Source organism: Marinifilum sp. D737, assembly GCF_026672275.1.
Classification (GTDB): domain Bacteria; phylum Bacteroidota; class Bacteroidia; order Bacteroidales; family Marinifilaceae; genus Marinifilum.
The window spans coordinates 44218-66947 of sequence record NZ_JANQCD010000010.1 but is presented as its reverse complement, the minus strand read 5'-3'; the positions used below and the strand labels follow the sequence as shown (position 1 = coordinate 66947).

Genomic DNA, 22730 nt, shown 5'->3' with positions numbered 1-22730 from the left:
AAAAGATAAAAATGAAAAATATATATTCTTTTATTGCGATTCTATTAGCGCTTTCTATAAGCTCTTGTGATATCGAAAGAGAACCATTTCAGGACTTGTCAGATGATAAAGTATTTGCGGATGAATTAGGTATCGAAGCTGCAGCTTTAGGTACATATGCACTATTGAAAAAAAATGAATTTATGCGTCCTTACCATTTCCATGGCGAATTTGGAGGTGACAATATTGCATTAAGTGGGTCAACAACTGATCATTTATTCTATATGTACAATTATCAACATACACCAACCAATGGTCACCTGAATAGTTTGTGGTCTGGGTGCTATAAAGGTATTGTAAATGCAAATAAAGTAATCGATAAAGCAGAAAGAGGTACGCCTCGTTTGAATCACGTTATTGGTGAAATGTATTATTTACGAGCTTTCTTTTATTTTAATTTAGTAAATATCTGGGGCCGACCTTATGCTCAAAATCCAAGCCAAAATTTGGGTGTGCCAATTATTTTAGATGCTGAGCCTGATGCAGATAATTTACCTCCTCGTGCAACAGTTAAGGAGGTTTATGATCAAATTTTGAGTGATTTAACAAGTGCAGCAACTTTAATGAGCGAATTTAAAAGAATTGATGCAGAATATAATATTTATGCATCAGAACAAGCTGCCAATGCTTTATTATCGAGAGTATATTTATATATGGAAGATAATGTAAAAGCAGAAGAATATGCAACCAAAGTAATTGATTCAAAGAACTTTTCTTTATTAACTGGTTCTGATTATGAAACCTTCCCAACTATGGTGCCAGAAAAGAATTCTGAGATTATATTTGCGTGTAGAGCATTAAAAGATGAAGATGATTATGGTTGGTATGCTTTTGGTGGTATGTATGCTACAATTGACGGTGTAGGTTGGGGTGAAATGTATGCTTCTGAGTCATATAGAAATTTATTGGATCAAAATCCTTCGGATAGAAGACATAAATTTATTGATCCTCAATATGAAGATGGTGACGAATATGAGATTACTTACTCTTACGATAAATCATCACCGGTTGGTTCTAAAATGTTTCAAATGTATGCCGTTACAAATAATGGTGGCACTTGGGAATATGATTACAATGGTACAAAAACTGTTTCGGCTGAAATAGTAAATGGAAATACTAAGTATTTTATTACAGAAGGTGAAAATATTAGTGGAAAGACTTATGTGAGGTTAACTAAGAAAATGCCTGTAAGACAAGGGTATCCTAAATATTTTGTGATAAAATGTTCAAATCAGGAAGGTCAACCACAATTGTTCTCCCCAGTAATTTCACGTTTGGCAGAGATGTATTTGAATCGTGCTGAAGCTCGTGCCAAAACTGGAAATACATCAGGTGCGTTAGAAGATGTAAATGTTATTAGAGAACGTGCAAATATTGATACTTATAGTGATGTTCCAACTGGGAAAACCTTATTGGAAGTTGTACTTGAGGAGCGTCGATTAGAACTTGCTTATGAAGCTCATCGTCGTTATGATATTTTCAGAAATGGTTTAACATTGGATCGTAGATATCCGGGAACACATGATAGAGGTGCAAATCCTTTATTAACTGTTCCGGCAACAAGTCCTCGTGTTGTTGATTTTATTCCGGAAGCTCAGATTTTGGCGCAGCCAAATTTGGTGCAAAACCCTTAATTCAGTAAAAATTCTTCACGTTCAGGCTTAGTAATAGCCTGAACGTGAAGAATGTATTAATGTCCTAAGACGGTAACTGTTTTGTTTGTGTAGTAAACTTCTTTAGATACCTAGTGACTTGACCGAGGCATTTTATAGGTTTTGAAATTCATATAATTATCAAAATAATGAGAACTTTGATTAAAACTAAACAAATAGCGACTCTACTTTTTCTTCTCATGGCCTTCTTAATGGCACCATCTTGCTCATCAGATGAAATTGATGTAGTTGAGGAAAAAGAAGAACCAGAAACTCCTCCTGAGGATCCAACTACTAAGTTAATTGTATCAGTGCCTTGTGAAGGCAATAGTTGGGTTGTTGATAAACCAAAAACTACAGAAAATGTTGTTGTATCAGGAGGTATTAAGAATTGGACGAATTCAAGCGATAAGATTAGAACCTATTTTTACGCAAAAGAAAAAGGAGATATTGAACTTGGTGTTCTTGCTAAATTTGCAGGAGCAACAACACTAAAAGTAACGCTTGGAGATGAAACAAAACAAGTGGATTTTTCAGCATCAAGCAGTAATAAAAAACACTATGTTGGCTCTTTTAAAATTGATGAAATTGGTTATCATTTTGTAGAGTTGGAAGGTGTTACCAATGAAACTGGAACTTTTGGTGATATTTCTGATATTCTATTGGGTGATTCGTCTTGGAAAGATGAGATTACTTTTGTGGATTCAGAATGGTTTTATTGGGGAAGAAGGGGACCTTCTGTTCACTTAAACTATGAAGAACCAGCCAATAAAAACATTACATGGTTTTACAATGAGTTGACCGTACCTGTAGGAAAAGATCCAATCGGTTCATATTTTATGGCCAATGGTTTTTCATCCGGTTATTTTGGTATGCAAGTCAATTCAGAAACCGAAAGACGTATTCTGTTTTCGGTATGGAGTGCATACGATACCCAAGATCCAAATCAGATTCCTGCAGAATATACAGTAGAACCTCTTGGTTATGGAAAAGGTGTCACTGTTGGTGAGTTTGGGAATGAGGGATCGGGAGCTCAGAGTTATTGGGTTTATGATTGGAAACCTGGTACAACCTATAAGTTTTTATTGAAAGGAGAATCCAATGCAGACAATTCAATTGATTATACAGCTTATTTCTTTGCGCCTGAAATTGGCGACTGGAAATTGATTGCCAGTTTTAGAAGACCTTTTCCTACCGGTGAACACCTTACAAGATTGCATTCGTTTTTAGAGAATTTCGATACCAAAATGGGTGATGAAATCAGACAAGTAACTTATACCAACCAATGGGTTTATGATACGCAGGGAAGCTGGACTGAAATGACTAATGCTACATTTACAACCGATAATACTGGAAGTCAGGGGGTAAGGTTAGATTATGATGGAGGAAAAGAAGGGGATCATTTTTTCCTTAGAAATTGTGGCTTTTTCAGTGATAATGAAACACCTAATACCTCTTTTTCGAGAACAGCTAACGGAACAGCACCTGCTATTGACTTTTCGAAATTAGAAGTTCCTGAAATTAAAACGCAAACATTAATTGATAGAACTGGCTGGTCTGTGATAGATTATAGTACTCAGGAAGACCAAGGAGGAGAAGGAGAAACTGGCCGGGCTGCAGATGTGCTTGATGGAGATGTAGACACTTACTGGCATTCTTGCTGGTCTGGAGGTTGTTCTGCAACAGCTCCGCATCACATTACTGTTGATATGGGACAATCTAATACTGTAAATGGTTTTAGTTTCTCTCAAAGGCAAAATCTTTCCAGAACAGTTCAGGATTTGGAAATCCAAATTAGTGTTGACAATACTAACTGGGAGAGCTTGGGCGATTTTGTTCTGCAAAAGAATACCAGTCAGCAACTCATCGAACTGAGCACAGCAAAATCTTTTCGATATTTTAAGTTTATAGCTAAAGTATCGCATGATGGAACTAATAATGCTGCTATGGCAGAAATTGCGACCTATACATTAGACTAAGTGTGAAATGAATGTTCACTAGTAGATTCTAATGAAAATTAATTTTAACGTGCTAATAAATAATGAAAACATTCTACCCATTAAAAACCATCTTTTATTTTCTCTTCCTGCTAATTCTTTTTTTAGGATGTTCGAAAGATGAGACTTCTCCAATTGAAGAGCCATTACCTGAAGAGGAAACTTTTAATTATAGCTCTTCTGCTAAATACAATCTGAACGTTGTGTATTTTCTTCCTACCGATGTAAAAGAAAGAAAAGATTCTCATCGTCGTTTAAGTGAAATTCTATTACACGGTCAAGCGTTTTACAGAAAGTATATGAAAGAATACGGTTTTGGTGATAAGACATTTAATATGTTGGTTGATCAGGAAAAGGAACGTGTGAAAGTTATTTATATACAAGGTAAATACGCAACTGCAAACTATCCTTACGAGGGTGGAGGAGCAAAAGTAATTGAAGAGGTTGATGAATATTTTGAGGCCAATCCAGATGAAAAAAGTAGTGATCATACGCTTATACTTACTCCTGTTGAAGATCATGACAATCCAGATGTTCCCTTTTATGGTTGGGGACGTTACTGCTTTGCCTTAGACTATACAGAGATGGATGTCCAGTTTTTTGGAGAGGATAGCAAAAGAGGAAATGATGCTACGAAGTATATTGGAGGTTTATTGCATGAGCTTGGGCATGGCCTTAATCTTCCTCATAACAAAGAGAAGGTATCAGAGGCTAGTCTTAGCTCCAAGGGAACTTCTCTAATGGGTTCCGGGAATTATACTTATGGAAAAACACCCACATTTTTAACAGAAGCTAGTTGTGCTATTCTTAATAACTGTCAGGTTGTTAGTGATTTTGAGAATTCATTTTATACTTCTGCAACTCTTACTGTTGGCAGCATTTTAGCATCTTATGAAGATGGTAAGCTCAAATTATCCGGAACTTTTAATACGGATAAGGATGTTAATTACGTTTGTTTTTATTGTGATCCTGCGACTGATAATGCCGATTATGACGCAGTTAGTTGGGCTTTGCCAGTAGGTAACGATAATTCTTTTGAGGTGAGTATGCCTATAAGTGAATTCCATCAAAAGGGGAATACACCATATGTGTTACGATTATTATTTAATCATGTTAATGGTGAGATATCTAAGTTTTCCTATTCGTTTACTTTTAAAAATGATGAGCCAATTATAGAGTTTGGTGATAAAGAAAATTTTGACCGAAGCAAATGGCAGGTTATTGATTTTAGTTCTGAAGAAAACAATGAGTTTGCAAGTCATGTTTTAGATGGTGATGCCAATACATTTTGGCACTCCAGATGGTCTTCAAATGCAACTTCTTATCCACATTATCTTACTGTAGATATGAATGAAGTACATGAAGTAAGCGGTTTTTCTTTTCTTCAGAGAGATGGAATGCGAAAGGTGAAAGAGATTGAAATATTGGTTAGTGCGGACAATAATCAGTGGCAAAGTATGGGTAATTTTCAGTTGAAGGAAATCAATACTCTTCATCATTTGACGCTCAATAAAAAAACAGAATTTAGGTATTTTAAGATTATCATGAACTCGGCTTTCGATGGACAGCAATTTGCAGCATTGGCTGAGATTATGTGTTTTTGATAATAAGGTTGTAAATAAGAAGCTTATTGTATTTAATAAGCAACTAAGGAAAGAAAACTGTCCAAAAGTGACATTAATTCAATTATTGGCTATTTGAGAAAAAAATCTACCTCTTAGCGTAATATGTCTACTTTTTAGATAGAGATATTTGTCATTTTTGGTCTATAGAAATAGATGGTGTATCAGGTTTAGCAATTGAAAACCATTTTAGAGAGATTTATTCTTATAGTAGTAATTGATTTTATTTACTTGTTAAGTATTTTATTGAAATAGTTATAGTTAGTGATTATCAATAAGCAGGAGACGGTAGTTTTGAAATTAAACAGGCGTTTACATAAATTTGGTAGAAAAGGCTTTTAGAATCCATGCCGTCTTCGCTTATGATTTTTCAAATTAAATGCCTTTACTCATACGAGTAGTAAAGAATTCGAGTATAGGCAATACACTTTGTGCTCGCATTATTAATGGGAATGAGTAGTGAGGGCACAAAGTTTAAATAAATATAAAATGTTAAAACAATATTTAAATCTACTGATTTTAGGAAGCTGCATTGTGGCTTTAATGTGTGCATGTAGTAAAAGTGGTGGAGGCAAAGAGGTCAAAGAAACTTCAGTGAACTATACCCTTAATGTACCGGTTGCCGGTAACTCATGGGTTATTAATCAAACCAATCTGAACAGTCAAATGATTACAGAGGATGGTGTGAGTAACTGGAATAATAAAGAATCAGTAATAAGAACTTGGTTTTGGGTAGAGCAAGCAGGGGAAATTCAATTAGGAGTTAGAGCAAAAAATACAAGTGCCGTATCAGAAGTTGAGTTTTCATTCAATAATGAAAGTAAAGAAATCAAACTTTCGAATTCGAGCTTTTCAAAATTAGATATTGGAAGCTTTACTGTTGCGGAACCAGGCTATTATCATGTGGATGTAAAAGGAGTTGAAAAATCAGGAACTACCTTCGGTACTTTTACAGATATTTTAATTGGAGGTGAAGTTAGCTCGAAGCCTGTAATTTGTGTAAAGGATGATTTTTATTGGGGCAGAAGAGGACCTTCAGTTCATCTGGCCTATAAGGTTCCGGATAATATAGAAAATGTTGAATGGTTTTATAATGAAGTTACTGTACCAGCTGGTCAGGACGTAGTGGGATCTTATTATATGGCCAATGGTTTTGCCGAGGGATACTTTGGCATACAGGTAAATTCAGAAACCGAAAGAAGAATATTATTTTCAGTTTGGAGTCCATACCAAACTGATGACCCTAACAGTATTCCTGAAGAATACAGAATTAAATTATTGAAGAAAGGTGAGGGAGTAACTACTGGTAAATTTGGAAATGAAGGATCAGGTGGACAGAGTTACAAAGTTTACAATTGGAAAGCCGATAATCCTTATAAATTTTTATTGAAAGGTGTGCCTTCGGATAACAATTGTACCGACTATACAGCATGGTTTTATGCTCCTGAAAAAGGAGAGTGGGAATTGATTGCAAGTTTTAGAAGACCTAAAACAAGCACTTACTTGAAAAGGCCTCATTCATTTTTAGAGAACTTTATTACTGAAATGGGACCTTTCGACAGAAAAGCTTATTACACCAATCAATGGGTAGTTGATAAAAATGGTGCATGGTTTGAATTGAACGAGGCTAAATTTACTGCAGATGCTACTGCAAGAAAAGATGCAAGAAGAGATTATGCAGGGGGAGAAGAGAATGGAAAGTTCTATTTAAGAAACTGTGGATTTTTTAGCGATAGAGTGGCATTCGATACAGATTTTATCAGACCGAAAACACAAACACAACCAAATATAGATTTCACCAAATTACCTTAATTAAAAGGAGGATTATATTTCCTCTTTTTAATTAAGCTTTTGTTAATCAAAGTATAAGTAAAAAGATTAAATTTAGTCAAGAAAACTAAATTGATAAACAGACTATTAAAACATTCAATAATGGCAACGAACAGAAGATCATTTTTAAGTAACCTGGCTTTAGGAGCTGGAGTTATTGCAGCTGCACCTTTAGCATCGTGTGCAGGAACAAAAGAGGAAAGTAACTTACCGCATATAAAGGAACTAGCGGGAAAGCTACCAAAAATGAGTTTTAACATGTGTGGATATGCTGCACCTAAGCTTGAAACGGTAAGAGTAGGTTTTGTTGGAATTGGAGATAGAGGTTCGGGAGCTGTAAAGCGAATGACATATATAGAAGGTGTTGAAATTACTGCAGTTTGTGACATTCGTCAAGCTGCTGTTGATGGTGCACAAAAAATACTTTCGGATGCAGGTTTGCCAAAAGCCAAAGAGTATGTGAATGGTGATTTGGGCTTTAAAGAGCTTTGTGATAGTGGTGATGTTGATTTGGTATACATCGCAACTCCCTGGGAATGGCATGTGCCTGTTGCAATTGCTGCAATGGAAGGCGACAAGCATACAGCTGTTGAAGTATCTACGGCTAAAACTCTGGATGAGTGCTGGCAGATGGTAGAAACCTCAGAAAGAACACGCAAGCACTGTGTGATTTTGGAAAACTGTTGTTATGACTTTTTCGAAATGTTGACCATCAGCATGGCACAACAAGGAGTGTTTGGAGATTTGATTCATGGCGAAGGTGCTTATATTCATGATCTTGATTATTGGCACTTTAACAAGCCAAAGGATGATAAAATGAGTGATGGTGCCTACACTAAAATGTGGCGTTTACACGAAAATAAGCGTAAAGCAAATGTGTACCCAACTCATGGTTTAGGACCTATTTGCCAGGCTATGGATATCAACCGTGGAGATAAAATGGATTATCTTACAGCCATGATGTCGGATGATTTTACATTGAAGCACAGAATTAAAGAGATGGCTCAGGAAGATCCATTCTTCGAGCAATTTGTTGGCTGGGAAATGCGTGGTAATATGGACATGCAAATGATTCGTACCAATAAGGGAAGAACCATCATGATTCAGCACGATATCAGCTCTCCTCGTCCTTACTCAAGAATTCACATGTTGAGTGGAACCAAATGCTTTGCACAAAAGTGGCCAAAACAACACATCGCATTTGGACACAATGTAATTGATCAGGCTCAGTTTAAAGAGTTGGAAGAGAAATATACTCCTGAAATCATTCGCCGAGTAGGTGAAATGGCCAAGCAAGTTGGTGGTCATGGAGGAATGGATTTCGTGATGGATTGGAGATTGATAGATTGTTTGCGTAACGGATTGCCAGTAGATATGGATGTGTACGATGCTGCTGCATGGAGTTGTATCACACCATTAAGCGAGTGGTCTATTGCAAACAAATCTCGTCCTATTGATATTCCTGATTTCACCCGTGGAGCGTGGAAAACAAACAAACCAATTGATTTGAGCATGGAAGGTGCAGGAAGCACAAGTGTTCGAAATCTGAAAAAGGCAGATTCAAAAGGTCAGTTGAATGTTCATTAATTAAAAAAGAATAAGATGCGTAGAAAAACATTTTTGGGCTTATTTCTGTTGGTAACATCAACCTTAATTATACAAGCACAAGAAAGACAGAATATTTGGAATGATTTGGAGAATCCAAAAATGTTTGATCAGAATAAGGAGGCAGCTCATGCCTCCTTTATTCCGTTTAAAACCATTGGTGCTGCACTAACTAAGAAAAAGCAACAATCGGTTTATTACAAAAGCTTGAATGGAGTTTGGAAGTTTAATTGGGTAAGAAAACCTGCTGATCGACCAGTAAACTTTTACCAAACTTCATATGATGATTCTAAATGGAAGGATATCAAAGTTCCATCAAATTGGGAGTTGGAAGGCTATGGTTACCCAATTTATGTGAATCATCAATACGAATTTGCCGATTACAAAGCTCCCCTTTCGGACGAATTGGAATTTACAGAAAAGATCTATCCAAAACACCCGGGAAAAGTTCCTCATGATTACAATCCGGTTGGATCTTATCGCAGAACATTTACCTTGCCTGAAGCTTGGGATGGAAGGCAAATCTTCATTCAGTTTGGAGCGGTAAAATCGGCCATGTACCTATGGGTAAATGGCAAGAAAGTAGGTTATTCACAGGGCAGTAAAACGCCTGCTGAATGGGATATTACAAAATATTTAAAGAAAGGTGAAAATATTCTGGCAGTGGAAGTATATCGCTGGTCAGATGGATCATATTTGGAGTGTCAGGATTTTTGGAGAATTAGTGGAATAGAACGAGAGGTTTTCTTGTATTCAACTCCTAAAGTTCGCATTCGTGATTTCTTCGCCAAGGCAGATTTAGATTCCCAATATCAGAAAGGATTGTTCTCTTTAGATGTAGATCTGCAAAACCATAAACATCAATTAAAATCAGGAAGCTATTCAGTAGAGTACAAATTGTTAGATGCAAACAAGAAAGTAATTGTGAATGAATCGCAAGTAGCAAAGATTCACAAGAAGAAAGATTTAAAGCTGAGCTTTACTACAGAAGTTCAGAACCCTAAGAAATGGACTGCAGAAACACCTAATTTGTATACGCTTTTAATCCTCTTGAAGGATAAAAAGGATAAGGTTTATGAGGTACTTACTTGCAAAGTAGGATTTAGAAAGATCGAAATTAAGGATGCGGTATTCTATATCAACGGAAAGCCTGTTCTAATAAAAGGAGTCAATCGCCATGAGCACGATCAGCACAATGGACATGTAGTAAGTGAGGAAAACATGATAAAAGAAATTGCTTTGATGAAGCAATTCAATATCAATGCGGTTCGAAACAGCCACTATCCTTGCCATGAGCGTTTTTATGAACTGTGCGATGAATATGGACTGTACATTACCAACGAGGCCAATATAGAATCGCATGGAATGTACTATGGAAAGCATTCTTTGGCTAAAAATCCTGAATGGAAAGAGGCTCATCTCGATCGAAATATCCGAATGGTAGAACGAGATAAGAATCATCCTTCGGTAATTGTTTGGTCGATGGCCAACGAGGCAGGAGATGGTGAGAATTTTACTGCCGTTTACAAGTGGATAAAAGATCGTGATCCTTCCCGACCAATTCATTACGAACGTGCCATTATGGGTGAGAATACCGATTTGTATTGTCCGCAATATCCGGGAGTGAAGCATTTGAGCTCCTATGCTTCGAAAAAGCAAAGCAAGCCAATGATTATAAGTGAGTATTCGCATGCCATGGGCAATAGCAATGGCAATCTGGTTGATTTGTGGGAGGTAATTTACGATGAAAAAAACATACAGTTGCAAGGCGGATACATATGGGATTGGATTGATCAGGCCTTGGTGAAAAAAGATGAGGATGGGAAAGAGTTTTGGGCTTATGGTGGTGACTATGGTCCCAAAGGATTACCATCGGATTACAATTTTGTAGTGAATGGAATCATTTCTGCTGATTACACACCACACCCAGCCATGTGGGAGGTAAAATATGCCTATCAGAATGTAAGATTTTATGCTGAAGATCTTGAAAAAGGCACTTTTAGAATCAAGAATTTCAATGACTTTATAGATTTAAAAGATTACCAAATTCAATGGACTGTCTCAGCCAATGGTAAAGATGTAAAATCAGGCCAACTGGATCATTTTAATTTGGCTGCACAAGAAAGTGAATTGGTTCATATTCCGATTGGAAATATCGAAATAGAAGCAGGATGTGAATACTTTATTGATTTTTCAGTTGTGCTGAAGAAAGATCAGCCATTCCGCCCCAAAGGATTTGAAGTGGCACACGATCAGTTTCAATTGCCTTTGTTTAAAGAAAAGGAAATCGTAAATGCAAAGCATTCTGATTTGGAATTGAAAGATCAATCGGAAAGCATTCGAGTGATAGGAGAGAATTTCGAAATCACTTTTAACAAGCAAACAGGTATTCTATCTTCTTATGAAATGGGAGGGATGGAACTCTTGCAGAAAGGATTTTTTATCAATTTCTGGAGAGCTCCTAATGACAATGACAAGGGAAGCAACATGATAAAGCGATTGGGCATTTGGAGAGAAGTTTCCAATTCCATCGAATTATCGAGCATTGAAAGTGAAAAGCAAGATGATAAAGTAATTGTAAAAGCAAGCTTCCTGCACCCTAAAATTGATTCGGAGCAGGTAGTGGAGTATACAATTGATAAAGGAGGAGAGATTCAAATTACCACAAATATCAAGCTAGGAAAAGAGAAATTACCTGATATGCCTCGATTTGGTATGCGCATGGAATTGCCTGTAAACTTTGACAATCTATCTTATTTTGGTCGTGGTCCGCATGAGAATTATGCAGATAGAAATCGTGGTGCTTTTGTGGGTTTGTACAAGGGAAAAGTTGCCGACCAGTATTTCAAGTATGTACGTCCTCAGGAGAATGGTTACAAAACCGATGTTCGTTGGTTCGAACTGAGAAATCAAAATGGAGTGGGACTGAGAATCAGTTCTAAGGATAAACTGGGATTTTCTGCTCACCACAATCCGTTGGAAGACTTCGATCAGATTACCCATAAAGACTTTAGGCATACCAATGATATTGTGAAGAAAAATGGAGTTTTCATTAATCTGGATCTGAAAATGATGGGAGTGGCAGGAGATAATTCGTGGGGAGCGACACCTTATGACAAATATTCTGTTCCTGCTAAAAATTATATGTTTACTTTTGTACTCAATCCTGTCTTTTAATATTGACAGTGATTTTAGGAATAAATCAAAAAAAACAAATGAATAAAAAAGTATTGGTAACCGGAGGAACTGGTTTTATTGGTTCTCACACGGTAGTAGAATTACAGAACAATGGATTTGATGTGGTGATTGTTGACAATCTGTCAAACTCTAAAGTTGAAGTTCTGGATCAGATTGAGAAGATAACAGGAACAAAACCAGAATTTGAGTGTTTTGATTTAACGGATAAACAAAAGACAAAAGCTTTCTTCGAAAAGCATACAAATCTTGAAGCCATTATTCATTTTGCAGCTTCGAAAGCAGTGGGCGAGTCGGTTGAAAAACCATTGATGTATTACCACAACAACCTAAACTCTTTAATGAACCTAATGGAGTGCATGCAGGAGTTTGAGGTGAAGAACCTGGTATTCTCATCATCGTGTACAGTGTACGGTCAACCGGATCAATTGCCGGTAACCGAGCAAACTCCACGAAAGGAGGCAGAATCGCCATACGGAAATACCAAGAGCATTTGTGAGGACATCATCCGTGATGTGTGCAAGGCAAACCCAAGTTTGAAAGGAATTGCTTTGAGATATTTTAATCCAATTGGAGCGCATGAAACTGCCTTAATTGGTGAGTTGCCATTGGGTGTTCCTAACAACTTAATTCCTTTCCTTACACAAACTGTAGCTGGTATTCGCAAGGAGCTAAGTGTATTTGGAGATGATTACAACACCCCTGACGGATCGGCAATTCGCGATTACATTCACGTGGTTGACTTGGCAAAAGCACATGTGGTTGCCATTGCACGATTACTGAATGATCAGAACAAAGCCAATTGTGAATTCTTTAATGTAGGAACAGGAAATGGTGTTTCGGTATTGGAGATTATCAACTCATTCGAGAGATCGACTGGAGAGAAGGTTCCACACAGAATTACCGACAGACGTGAAGGTGATATCGAGCAGATTTATGCAGATACCACTTTTGCAAACGAAGAACTAAAATGGAAGGCAGAAAGTACATTGGATGAAACCTTACTTTCAGCTTGGAAATGGCAGGAGAACCTAAAGACGATGAAGTTTTAACTAGCATATGATACCATAGAAAATAAAGGGCTGTAAGTTGAAATACTTACGGCCCTTTATTTCTTCTCTCATCCTATCCTTCTCCTAAAGGAGAAGGGGTTAGGGGATGAGGTTTTTATTTCGTAGTCTGATCAATAATCAGCTTAACCGCTCTCTGGCAAGCCGGACAAAATTGATTGTGACGGGTAAACATGATACAGTTGGCAGCAGAACGATACAAGCCTTTCGATTTGTATTGAGCACCTTCAAATGCACCAACCTTACCACTGTGTTCCATATTCGATAGTAGCTTGTCATCCCATTCGCGCTTCTTGATAAAGAAATCTTCCATTACCTTTTCTTCTACCTTGGCCTTGCGCATTTCTACACGCTTTTTCTGTACCTCGATACTGTGCTTGTCGTATTTTTTCTTTTCCCAAGGCGTTGGAATTGGAGTGCCTGGTGTTACAATGTCTTTCCATTTAATGGTTTCAGGATCGGTGTTTGCGGTAACATTCAATTCCCAAGGCTCCAGGTGTTCAGCATCCATTTCATAGGCCGTTGCCGATGTGTAATACTCATCCGCCAAATCGGCAAAGTGATGACCAAATTCGTGAACAAACAAATACTCCTGGAAAGCATTGTCAACCGCAGCAGTAATGTAAAGGTTGTAGATACCACCACCACCATATATCGAATCGTTCATTAGAATTGCCGTAAACTCGTAAGGAACAGCTGCCGCCGCATCTCTAATGGTTTTGTTGTCGTAACCCAAAGCGTAGCGTTCCGAATCGAAAGCACCATAGGTAACCGATAGAGCCGAACGAGTATGAATGTCCTGATGAGGGTGGTTTACACCAGAATCAGGAGAAGGAGTTTCTACCGCTCTAATGGAGAATTTGTTTTTGTACTTGGCAAAAGGCTCAGTGCTTAAAAGAACCTCAGCAAAACGTTCCGCATCTTTCTTGAATTTTGGCATATCTTCCTTTGCATATCCTTCGCCCAATACCACAATATCCACTTGCTTTTCAGGATTTCCGTTTACAACAATATCGTGAGTGGTGTAATGGTTTTTCACCTCGCCACGGAACGATCGGTGATGTTCAGGATTTACCATGTATGTCCAAACCGGATCGAAACCATTCTTGATATTTCTTTTCAGGATTGTTAATTCCACCTCTTGCTTAGGCCAAGGGAAACGTACCGATTCGTGGAATGATCCCCATTCTTTTTCAGCCTCAGGAGTAGTTTCCCACTCGCCGTAAATGCTCGAGAAACCTCGTGAGTATAGTAATTTACCAGTTTTAGGATCTTTAATCTCGAAGAAGTATTTGCCCAGGTTCAGTTCATCCAGCAAGGCAGTTTTACTTCCAGCCCACTCGCCATCGTTCACCATTTGGTCGAAAGCAAAGTGTTCTTCGTTGGCATTACCAATATGATTGTAATCCAAACGCATGGTAGCGTTCGTAAAATACTCAGCATATTGTGCTTGTGCTGCAAAGGTGATGCTCACCAATAGCAAAGCAAATGCAGTAAGTTTTTTCATGATATCGTAAATTATTAGTGTTTATTTTCATGCACAAGATAAAGAATATCGCTGATAGGAAAGATGTTGAATGTCATGAATGGGAAAAATCTATTGCTGACTAAGCATCTTTGCGATGCTAAGCCAGTTGATGTTAGGGTAATAAATTAGTTGTAAAACCACACGAAAGAATGGGTTTCATCGAACTTCGTTTCGAGCGGCAGCAAGGGGGGATCTTTTGTCAATATTATAAATTAATACCAAAACATTGTATTTACATCTTTTAGGTACTATTGGTTATGTAAAGTGCTTCGTTTGCTTTGCAGGATATGAACCATTGTGATTCTTAATTATCAAACCAGCAGTTTGCCTGATCTTATCATGCGGCTATGTATTCCGCTAAGATGAATGAATGGTAGAGCTTGCTGCGCAATTTTTGCACAAGCTATTTCTTGTCTGACGACTCTCGTTCAATTAAATTAACAGGAAGTACAATGGTTTCCTGCTTGTTGCCTGTTTTATTCTGGATGATATCCAATAAAAGTTCAGTTGCCTTGGTTCCCACATCAAAACCAGATTGTTCTACCGTGGTTAAAGAAGGGCTAAGGAATTCCGAGAACGGTTCATTACTGAATCCAACTACTGCTACCTCTTCGGGTATCTTAATCCCTTTTTCTTTGGCATAAAGAATAATGCTTAGGGCAGTTGTATCATTCCCGGCAAATATAGCATCAGGCGGATTGTCTGATTCCAAAAGTGTTTTTGCACACCTCAAACCATCTTCCCGCGTTAATGGACTTTCAATTATTAATTCTTCATTAATATCGATATGGTGTTTACGCATTGCTTTTAAAAAGCCTTGAAGACGATTGATGTATATGTTCAAATGTTGTGGTCCGCTAATGTGTGCAATTCGTTTGCACCCTTTTGAAATAAGGTGTTCGGCAGCAATAAATCCACCCTTAAAATCATCCACCACTACCTTGCTTGTCTCTAATTCATCTACAACTCTATCGAAAAATACAAGTGGTATATTTCTGTTGGTGAAGGTTTTGTAGTGGTCGTAGTTTTCTGCTTTCAAGGCTACCGAAGAGATTACTCCATCTACTCTCGAAGCAAAAAGTGTTTGTACACAATCGGATTCTCTTTCTTCCAGGTCATTGGATTGGCAAATGATAACGTTAAATCCTTTTTCGCGTGCAAGTTCCTCAATACCAGTAATTGCAGAAGAGAAGAAGTAACGGCTAATTCTGGGAATAATCACACCAATGGTATTTGTGCAACTTGTGCGCAAGTTAGATGCAAGTGCATTGGGTTGATAACCCAACTGTTTGGCCATGTCTTTTACTGCCTTTTTTGTCTTTTCGCTGATGCGCGCATTGTTATTAAGCGCTCTGGATACGGTAGATCCGGAGATGTTTAATGCTTTGGCAATATCGTGTATGGTAACGTTATTCTCGTTCTTCATTTTAATTATAGAGGTATTAATTCACGTTGCAAAGATGCAATTAATTTTTATAAATAGCCTAAAAGTGACAAACAAAAGGTAATCGATTGCGCGGATTAAATTTAAATTAAAAAAAATATTACACTATCTAAAAGCTTTAAAAAGCAGATGTTTGTTGCTTTTTGAATGTATTTCAATATCGATTAAAAAAAGTAAAAATGAAGAATAATAAGACAATCGATTGCACAATTCAATTGCATTTTCTTTCTTTGTATCCATCGAGAGGTGATAAAACAGGTTACATTACTCGATTAAAATTTTTCAAATTATAAAAATAGTTAGCAATGGGATTGAAATACGAAGAAAGATATGCTACCCATCCAGCGGATGCTAAAAACTACGATACCAATCGATTAAGAGATGAGTATTTGGTGCAGAATATCATGGAAGAAGGTAATGTGAATCTAACTTACTCACAATACGATCGTTTGATTGTTGGTGGTGCAGTGCCTGTAAATGAAACCTTAAAGTTAGAAAGCATTGATCCATTAAAGGCGGAGTATTTCTTGGAAAGAAGAGAGCTTGGAATTGTTAATGTAGGTGGAAAAGGAACTGTATCGGTTGATGGTGAAGTGTACGAGCTAGACTATAAAGAAGCTTTGTATGTAGGAAAAGGAAAGAAGGAAATCTTATTCAGCAGTGAAAATGCTGAAGCACCTGCTCATTTCTACATGAACTCAGCTCCAGCTCACGAAGTATTTCCAACAGTGAAAATTGGACGTGAAGATGCAATTATCATTGAATTGGGTGAGCCGGAAAATTCGAACAGAAGAACTTTGAACAAGTTGATTGTTTCGGATACCATTAAAACCAATCAATTGCAAATGGGGATGACCGAGTTGCACCCAGGTAGTGTATGGAATACCATGCCAGCTCATACGCATAGCAGAAGAATGGAAGCTTACTTCTATTTCGAAGTACCAAAAGGTCAGGCAATCTGTCACTTTATGGGAGAGCCAAAAGAAACTCGTCACTTGTGGATGGGGAACGAAGAAGCTGTTTTCTCTCCAACATGGTCAATTCACTCGGCTGCCGGTACAAGTAATTATACTTTCATCTGGGGTATGGGTGGTGAAAACCTTGACTATGGTGATATGGATATCTGTCAACCAGATGAATTGCGCTAAGAAGTTGTTGTGTTATTAATTATATAGTAGTTGTTATGATTTTAGATTTATTTAGGTTAGAAGGGAAGGTTGCATTGGTTACTGGTGCTACTCATGGTATTGGTATGGCCATTGCAACCGCTTTAGCAGAAGCAGGTGCGAAAATTGTTGTAAATGATATTTCGCCAGATGCTTTGGAAAGAGGTAAAGCAGCTTACGCTGAAAAAGGCATCGAAATGCATGGTTATATTTTCGATGTTACTGATGAAGATGCAGTAAAAGCTGGTGTTGCACAAATCGAAGATGAGGTTGGTCCTATTGGAATCCTTGTAAATAATGCTGGTATCATCAAGCGTGTTCCTATGCAGGATATGGAAGTAAAAGATTACCGTCAGGTAATTGATATTGACTTGGTAGGGCCTTTCATTATGGGTAAATACGTTGGTCGTAGAATGATTGAGCGTCGTGAAGGTAAAATCATTAACATTTGCTCAATGATGAGTGAACTTGGACGTAATGATGTTTGTGCTTATGCATCGGCAAAAGGTGGATTGAAAATGTTGACCAGAAATATGGCAACAGAATGGGCGAAATACGGAATCCAAACCAATGGAATTGGTCCTGGTTATTTTGCTACTTCTCAAACAGCACCAATTCGTGTAGATGGTCACCCATTTAACGAATTTATCATTAACCGCACGCCGGCAGCTCGCTGGGGCGATCCGGAAGATTTAGGTGGTACAGCGGTATTCCTTGCTTCAAAAGCATCAGACTTTGTTAATGGACATGTGGTGTATGTTGATGGTGGTATTCTTGCTACCATTGGAAAACCTTCGAACGAAGAATAGTTAGTAAAGTTGTGTACAATACGGAAAGGAAGAATGAATCTATAATGGCGTTGCTGGGGAGTGAACCCATAACTCTTCCTTTCCTTTTTTAGTTTACCAATTGGCTATAAATTCTCTTTTATAGAGCTAGTTAAATAAGCACTTTTGATAGAAAAGACCATGAAAAGATATTTTGTTGTTGCTGCCTTGGCTTTTGTTTTTCAGTCCTGTACAACTCCGTCCTTAGAGTTGAAAAATGAATTGCTTGAAAATAGAACGGATGCACCTGTTGTAATCAGCAGGGCAGATGTAAAGAAATTAGTAGGTGAAATTCCTGCCGATAAGGTTCCTGTTGTATTAGGAGCCGATGGCAAATATATACCATCACAGGTTGATGATTTGGACCGTGATGGAAATTGGGATGAGTTGGTATTTGTTAGCAATTTTGCCTCAAATGAAACCAAACGTCCTCAAGTAAAATTGGTTTCATTAAATGAAGTTCCACAATATACCATCCGTACCAATGTTCGTTTGGGTGAAGGTAGTATTGAAGAAGGATTTGAAGGTGTTGATCAGGCAGTTTCTCCAAAAGGATATACTGGTGTTCCTGTAAAATATCAGGCGGAAAGTGTAAGCTGGGAAAATGACATTATGGGATTCCGTAACTACTTCGACTGTCGTAATGCAAAAGATTTATTCGGTAAGCTGTCTTCTGAAATGGTGATGAATAAAATTGGAACCAAAACAAGTGGTTCTTACCACAAATTATCAGATTGGGGAATGGATGTATTGCACGTTGGTCCTTCGTTGGGAGCTGGCGGTTTAGCAATGTTTCACAAAGATTCTCTTTATCGATTGGGAAGCGTTGAGCGTTTCGAATTTCAGCTTGTATCACGAGGTCCTGTGCGTTCTATTTTTGATTTGAAATTATCAGGTTGGAATGTTGATGGTAAGATGTTAAGTGCTACCGAAAGAATCTCTATTTGGGCTGGAAAATATTGGTTCCAAAGTGATGTTACAGTTGAAGGTCTTGACGATGAAGCTGAATTGGCAACAGGTATTGTTACCAGTTATTTGAAAGAGGAAAAGCCATTTGAATTTGAAGCGAACAAAGAATTCACAGGTGTTGCTACTCACGATAAACAATCAATGAATGAGGATTTCCTTGGATTGGGAATTCTTGTGAAATCTGCTAAGAAAGTAAGAACAGGGGATGCTCCTTTATTGCCAAAAGAGGTAATAAAAGGCAGCCGATGGAATCAACCAGTTGGAGAAACTCACTTCGTAACTCAGAAGATTTCGAATAATAAAGCAGCTACACATTACTTTTTTGCAGTGTGGGAAAAAGAAAATGCAAACTGGGCAAAAAAGGAAAGTTTCAAAAGCCTTATGGCGAAGCAAGCTGAAGAGTTGAGTTCACCAATTGTGGTAAGTGTAAAATAGATAATAAGGAAAAGATAGATAGAGATGAGTAATAAGGTAATTACTTTTGGAGAGATCATGTTGCGATTGGCAACACCGGGATATGAAAGATTTTCACAGGCATCATCGTTTACTGCTACATATGGTGGAGGTGAAGCGAACGTGGCTGTTTCTTTGGCAAACTATGGTATTGAATCGAGCTTTGTGACTCGTTTACCAAAGAACGACATTGCACGTGCTTGTGAAATGGATTTGAAAAAATATGGTGTAAACACTGATGATATCATTTATGGTGGTGATCGTTTGGGAATCTACTTTTTGGAAACCGGAGCTGTAAGCCGCGGTAGTAAAGTGGTTTACGATCGCGCACACTCTGCAATTTCTCAAATCGAGAAAGGAATGATCGATTGGGGGAAAGTATTTGAAGGGGTAAGTTGGTTTCACTGGACAGGTATTACTCCTGCAATTTCGCAAGGCGCAGCTGATGTTTGTTTGGAGGCGATTAAAGCCGCAAACGAAAGAGGAATTACCGTTTCTTGTGATTTGAATTATCGTAAGAATCTTTGGAAGTATGGTAAATCAGCTGGTGAAGTAATGCCTGAGCTGGTTGCTGGTACCGATGTTGTTCTGGGTAACGAAGAAGATGCAGCCATGGTGTTGGGAATACACCCAGAAGGTGTTGATGTAACAGGAGGTCACGTAGAAGCTGATGCTTACCTTTCTGTTTCTCAGCAAATCATGAAGCAATTCCCTCGTTGTAAAAAGGTAATTACAACTTTACGTGGATCAATCAATGCAAACCATAACTCATGGTCGGGAGTTTTGTATGATGGAAAGGAATTGTTCAAAGCCAACAATACTTACCAGATTACACACATTGTAGACCGTGTTGGTGGTGGTGATTCATTCATGGGTGGATTGATTTACGGATTGCTTACATGGCCAAATGATGATCAGAAAGCCTTGAATTTTGCTGTAGCAGCTTCTTGTTTGAAACATACCATCTATGGTGATTACAACCAGGTAACTGTTGAAGAAGTTGAGAAACTAATGGACGGTGATGCTTCAGGACGTGTAGCTCGCTAGCTATTATTAATTGTTCATTATTAATTACTAATTGATTGGAATGGCAAGGTTTACTAGAATAGAAGTTGCTTTAAAGATGAAAGAGACAGGAATGATTCCTGTTTTCTTTCACAAAGATATAGAAGTGTGTAAGCAGGTGGTTAAGGCCTGCTACAATGGTGGTGCAAGATTATTTGAGTTCGTGAATCGTGGTGATTACGCTCATGAAATTTTTGCAGAGCTAAATAAATGGGCAGCTAAAGAATGTCCTGAAATGATGATGGGTGTTGGTTCTGTTATTGATGCAGGAACAACTTCATTGTACATTCAGTTGGGAGCTAACTTTGTAGTTTCTCCAATTCTGAATGCAGAAATGGCAAAAGTATGTAATCGCAGAAAGGTTGCCTGGTCTCCTGGTTGTGGTTCCCTTACTGAAATTTCATATGCAGAAGAGCTGGGAGCTGAAGTAGTGAAAATTTTCCCTGGTGCTCAGGTTGGTGGACCGGAATTCGTTAAGGCTGTTAAAGGTCCTTTCCCATGGTCATCAATTATGCCAACAGGAGGTGTGAAGCCTGATGAGGAGAATTTGAAAGCCTGGTTTGATGCAGGAGTTCATTGCGTAGGAATGGGATCACAGCTGATGATTAAAAAAGCAGATGGTTCGTTCGATTACGAAGCAATTGAAAAGGCTACAGCCAAAGCATTCGAAATTATTAAGAAATTGAGATAACCTGAGGAGAATAACCTCGTTAAAAGAAATTAATATGAGTGGAACAGGTTTAGAAAAGCCGGCAGGAAATTACAGATATAGAATTCTTGCCTTACTCTTTGCTGCAACAACCATTAACTATATGGATCGCAGTATTATGGGAGTATTAGGCCCTACTTTAATGGAGAAATTCAATTGGAGTAACGCCGATTATGGGTACATCAATATGGCATTCAAGGCTGCTTATGCAATTGGTATGGTATCAATGGGTGGTGTAATCGACCGATTTGGAACCAAGATTGGATATACATTATCTATTGCCATCTGGAGTATATTTGGTATGCTTCATGCAGCAGTGCGTCCTGCATTTGCATTGGTTGGCTTTATTGGTGCCAGATTTGGTTTAGGTATCGGTGAAGCTGGTAACTTTCCTGCAGCGGTGAAGACGGTTGCTGAGTGGTTCCCAAAGAAAGACCGTGCTTTTGCTACAGGTATTTTTAATGCAGGTTCTAATGTAGGAGCAGTATTGGCTCCTGCTATTATTCCTTTAGTAGTTGCTTCTAACGGTGACAACTGGCAGTTTGCCTTTTTAGTGACTGGTGCATTTAGTGCTATCTGGGTTACGCTATGGTTGAGAACTTATAAGAAACCTGAAGAGCATCCAAAAGTATCAAAAGAGGAGTTAGAGTATATTTTACAAGATAACGAAACCAAAGATGTTGAAAAAGAGGCTGAGAAATTATCATGGTCTCGTGTATTGCCACTAAGACAAACATGGGCTTTTGCTATAGGTAAAATTACCGATGCAGTTTGGTTCTTCTTTATGTTTTGGAGTGGAATTTTCTTCAAACAAAAATTTGGATTGGATAGCATTAAAGAATTAGGTGGAGCTTTAGTAGTTATTTATTTGGTAGCTGATTTTGGTAGTATCGGTGGTGGATACTTGTCCAAGTTCTTTATCAATCGAGGATGGAATTTGAACGCAGCACGTAAGGTTTCTTTATTGATTTGTGCTTTGTGTATTGCTCCAGTTGCCTTTGCTGCTTTAACGAACAATGTTTGGATTGCAGTAAGTTTAATCGCCTTGGCTTCTGGAGGTCACCAGGCATGGTCGGCAAACTTGTTTACCCTTGTGTCAGACGTAATGCCTAAAAAAGCGGTAGCTTCTGTAGTCGGTATAGGTGGAATGGTTGGTGCCATTGCAGGTATGTTGGTTGACTTTGCTTTAGGTACTGGATTGGATTCTTCAGGAAACTCATTCTATTTCTGGATGTTCCTGGTTGCAGGTTTACTATACCTTGTAATCCTAGGAATCATACATTTAATGTTACCTAAATTGAAGCCATTGAACGAGGATTTGCAACTTAGCGAATAACTTCACAATAATTTTATAATTGACGATTGAATAATTGTTAATCTGTTTGGTTAAAGGCAAAGTTGCATTCATTGGAATCGACTTTGCCTTTTTTTTAGATCTATTTAATAGAATTTATCAAGTAAAACTTGAGACTGTTAAATAGATAAAGTGAGAATTGTTGGTGGTAATGTTTAATAGCAGTATATCAGATAAGTATACCGGTCTATTTAATTTTTGAATG

General features: G+C 37.9%; 15 protein-coding genes. 13 read left to right on the top strand and 2 right to left on the bottom strand.

What is annotated here, in order from left to right:
- The first annotated feature begins 11 nt into the window (after positions 1-11).
- The 7 genes from NQ163_RS08135 to galE all read left to right on the top strand — a co-directional run bounded on the left by NQ163_RS08135 (position 12) and on the right by galE (position 12992).
- Entirely contained in the window at positions 12-1673 is a 1662-nt protein-coding gene (locus NQ163_RS08135) for a RagB/SusD family nutrient uptake outer membrane protein (protein ID WP_268189823.1), read from the top strand.
- A gap of 230 nt (positions 1674-1903) precedes the next feature.
- Positions 1904-3670: a DUF3472 domain-containing protein gene (locus tag NQ163_RS08130; RefSeq protein WP_268189822.1), complete on the top strand. Its 1767-nt coding sequence runs from the start codon at positions 1904-1906 to the stop codon at positions 3668-3670.
- Between the two features lie 62 nt (positions 3671-3732).
- The gene (locus NQ163_RS08125) at positions 3733-5292 is read left to right on the top strand and encodes a discoidin domain-containing protein (RefSeq protein WP_268189821.1); all 1560 of its coding nucleotides are present in this window, start codon (positions 3733-3735) and stop codon (positions 5290-5292) included.
- Between the two features lie 507 nt (positions 5293-5799).
- The gene (locus NQ163_RS08120; protein WP_268189820.1) at positions 5800-7122 is read left to right on the top strand and encodes a DUF3472 domain-containing protein; all 1323 of its coding nucleotides are present in this window, start codon (positions 5800-5802) and stop codon (positions 7120-7122) included.
- Between the two features lie 120 nt (positions 7123-7242).
- Positions 7243-8727, top strand: coding sequence for a Gfo/Idh/MocA family protein (locus NQ163_RS08115; protein WP_268189819.1), 1485 nt, complete (start codon positions 7243-7245; stop codon positions 8725-8727).
- Positions 8728-8742: 15 nt separating this feature from the next.
- Positions 8743-11922, top strand: a complete 3180-nt coding sequence (locus tag NQ163_RS08110) for a glycoside hydrolase family 2 TIM barrel-domain containing protein (protein WP_268189818.1) — start codon at positions 8743-8745, stop codon at positions 11920-11922.
- A gap of 38 nt (positions 11923-11960) precedes the next feature.
- Positions 11961-12992: a UDP-glucose 4-epimerase GalE gene (gene galE / locus NQ163_RS08105; protein WP_268189817.1), complete on the top strand. Its 1032-nt coding sequence runs from the start codon at positions 11961-11963 to the stop codon at positions 12990-12992.
- A 115-nt stretch (positions 12993-13107) separates the two neighbouring features.
- On the opposite strand, the gene NQ163_RS08100 is transcribed toward galE, so the two are convergent.
- Both NQ163_RS08100 and NQ163_RS08095 read right to left on the bottom strand, forming a co-directional pair.
- Positions 13108-14517, bottom strand: a complete 1410-nt coding sequence (locus NQ163_RS08100; RefSeq protein WP_268189816.1) for a M64 family metallopeptidase — start codon at positions 14515-14517, stop codon at positions 13108-13110.
- Positions 14518-14941: 424 nt separating this feature from the next.
- Entirely contained in the window at positions 14942-15964 is a 1023-nt protein-coding gene (locus tag NQ163_RS08095) for a LacI family DNA-binding transcriptional regulator (RefSeq protein ID WP_268189815.1), read from the bottom strand.
- Between the two features lie 323 nt (positions 15965-16287).
- Between NQ163_RS08095 and kduI the strand changes: the two genes are divergently transcribed.
- The 6 genes from kduI (at position 16288) to NQ163_RS08065 (ending at position 22507) form a co-directional block, all read left to right on the top strand.
- Complete coding sequence (kduI, locus tag NQ163_RS08090; RefSeq protein ID WP_268189814.1) at positions 16288-17130, top strand: 5-dehydro-4-deoxy-D-glucuronate isomerase; 843 nt, start codon at positions 16288-16290, stop codon at positions 17128-17130.
- Between the two features lie 35 nt (positions 17131-17165).
- Positions 17166-17957 (top strand): gluconate 5-dehydrogenase, encoded by a 792-nt coding sequence (locus NQ163_RS08085; protein WP_268189813.1) that lies wholly within the window; start codon positions 17166-17168, stop codon positions 17955-17957.
- A gap of 159 nt (positions 17958-18116) precedes the next feature.
- On the top strand, positions 18117-19379 hold the full coding sequence (locus NQ163_RS08080; RefSeq protein ID WP_120240577.1) for a DUF4861 domain-containing protein: 1263 nt from the start codon (positions 18117-18119) through the stop codon (positions 19377-19379).
- 24 nt (positions 19380-19403) lie between these two features.
- Positions 19404-20444: a sugar kinase gene (locus NQ163_RS08075; RefSeq protein WP_120240576.1), complete on the top strand. Its 1041-nt coding sequence runs from the start codon at positions 19404-19406 to the stop codon at positions 20442-20444.
- Positions 20445-20484: 40 nt separating this feature from the next.
- The gene (locus NQ163_RS08070) at positions 20485-21153 is read left to right on the top strand and encodes a bifunctional 4-hydroxy-2-oxoglutarate aldolase/2-dehydro-3-deoxy-phosphogluconate aldolase (RefSeq protein ID WP_110360516.1); all 669 of its coding nucleotides are present in this window, start codon (positions 20485-20487) and stop codon (positions 21151-21153) included.
- A 34-nt stretch (positions 21154-21187) separates the two neighbouring features.
- On the top strand, positions 21188-22507 hold the full coding sequence (locus tag NQ163_RS08065) for an MFS transporter (RefSeq protein ID WP_268189811.1): 1320 nt from the start codon (positions 21188-21190) through the stop codon (positions 22505-22507).
- Positions 22508-22730 lie beyond the last annotated feature (223 nt).

Excerpts from the sequence above, each read along its gene's own strand:
- NQ163_RS08135 (WP_268189823.1), top strand. The coding sequence starts at position 12 with ATGAAAAATATATATTCTTTTATTGCGATTCTATTAGCGCTTTCTATA.
- NQ163_RS08130 (WP_268189822.1), top strand. The coding sequence starts at position 1,904 with ATGGCACCATCTTGCTCATCAGATGAAATTGATGTAGTTGAGGAAAAA.
- NQ163_RS08125 (WP_268189821.1), top strand. The coding sequence starts at position 3,733 with ATGAAAACATTCTACCCATTAAAAACCATCTTTTATTTTCTCTTCCTG.
- NQ163_RS08120 (WP_268189820.1), top strand. The coding sequence starts at position 5,800 with ATGTTAAAACAATATTTAAATCTACTGATTTTAGGAAGCTGCATTGTG.
- NQ163_RS08115 (WP_268189819.1), top strand. The coding sequence starts at position 7,243 with ATGGCAACGAACAGAAGATCATTTTTAAGTAACCTGGCTTTAGGAGCT.
- NQ163_RS08110 (WP_268189818.1), top strand. The coding sequence starts at position 8,743 with ATGCGTAGAAAAACATTTTTGGGCTTATTTCTGTTGGTAACATCAACC.
- galE (WP_268189817.1), top strand. The coding sequence starts at position 11,961 with ATGAATAAAAAAGTATTGGTAACCGGAGGAACTGGTTTTATTGGTTCT.
- NQ163_RS08100 (WP_268189816.1), bottom strand. The coding sequence starts at position 14,517 with ATGAAAAAACTTACTGCATTTGCTTTGCTATTGGTGAGCATCACCTTT.
- NQ163_RS08095 (WP_268189815.1), bottom strand. The coding sequence starts at position 15,964 with ATGAAGAACGAGAATAACGTTACCATACACGATATTGCCAAAGCATTA.
- kduI (WP_268189814.1), top strand. The coding sequence starts at position 16,288 with ATGGGATTGAAATACGAAGAAAGATATGCTACCCATCCAGCGGATGCT.
- NQ163_RS08085 (WP_268189813.1), top strand. The coding sequence starts at position 17,166 with ATGATTTTAGATTTATTTAGGTTAGAAGGGAAGGTTGCATTGGTTACT.
- NQ163_RS08080 (WP_120240577.1), top strand. The coding sequence starts at position 18,117 with ATGAAAAGATATTTTGTTGTTGCTGCCTTGGCTTTTGTTTTTCAGTCC.
- NQ163_RS08075 (WP_120240576.1), top strand. The coding sequence starts at position 19,404 with ATGAGTAATAAGGTAATTACTTTTGGAGAGATCATGTTGCGATTGGCA.
- NQ163_RS08070 (WP_110360516.1), top strand. The coding sequence starts at position 20,485 with ATGGCAAGGTTTACTAGAATAGAAGTTGCTTTAAAGATGAAAGAGACA.
- NQ163_RS08065 (WP_268189811.1), top strand. The coding sequence starts at position 21,188 with ATGAGTGGAACAGGTTTAGAAAAGCCGGCAGGAAATTACAGATATAGA.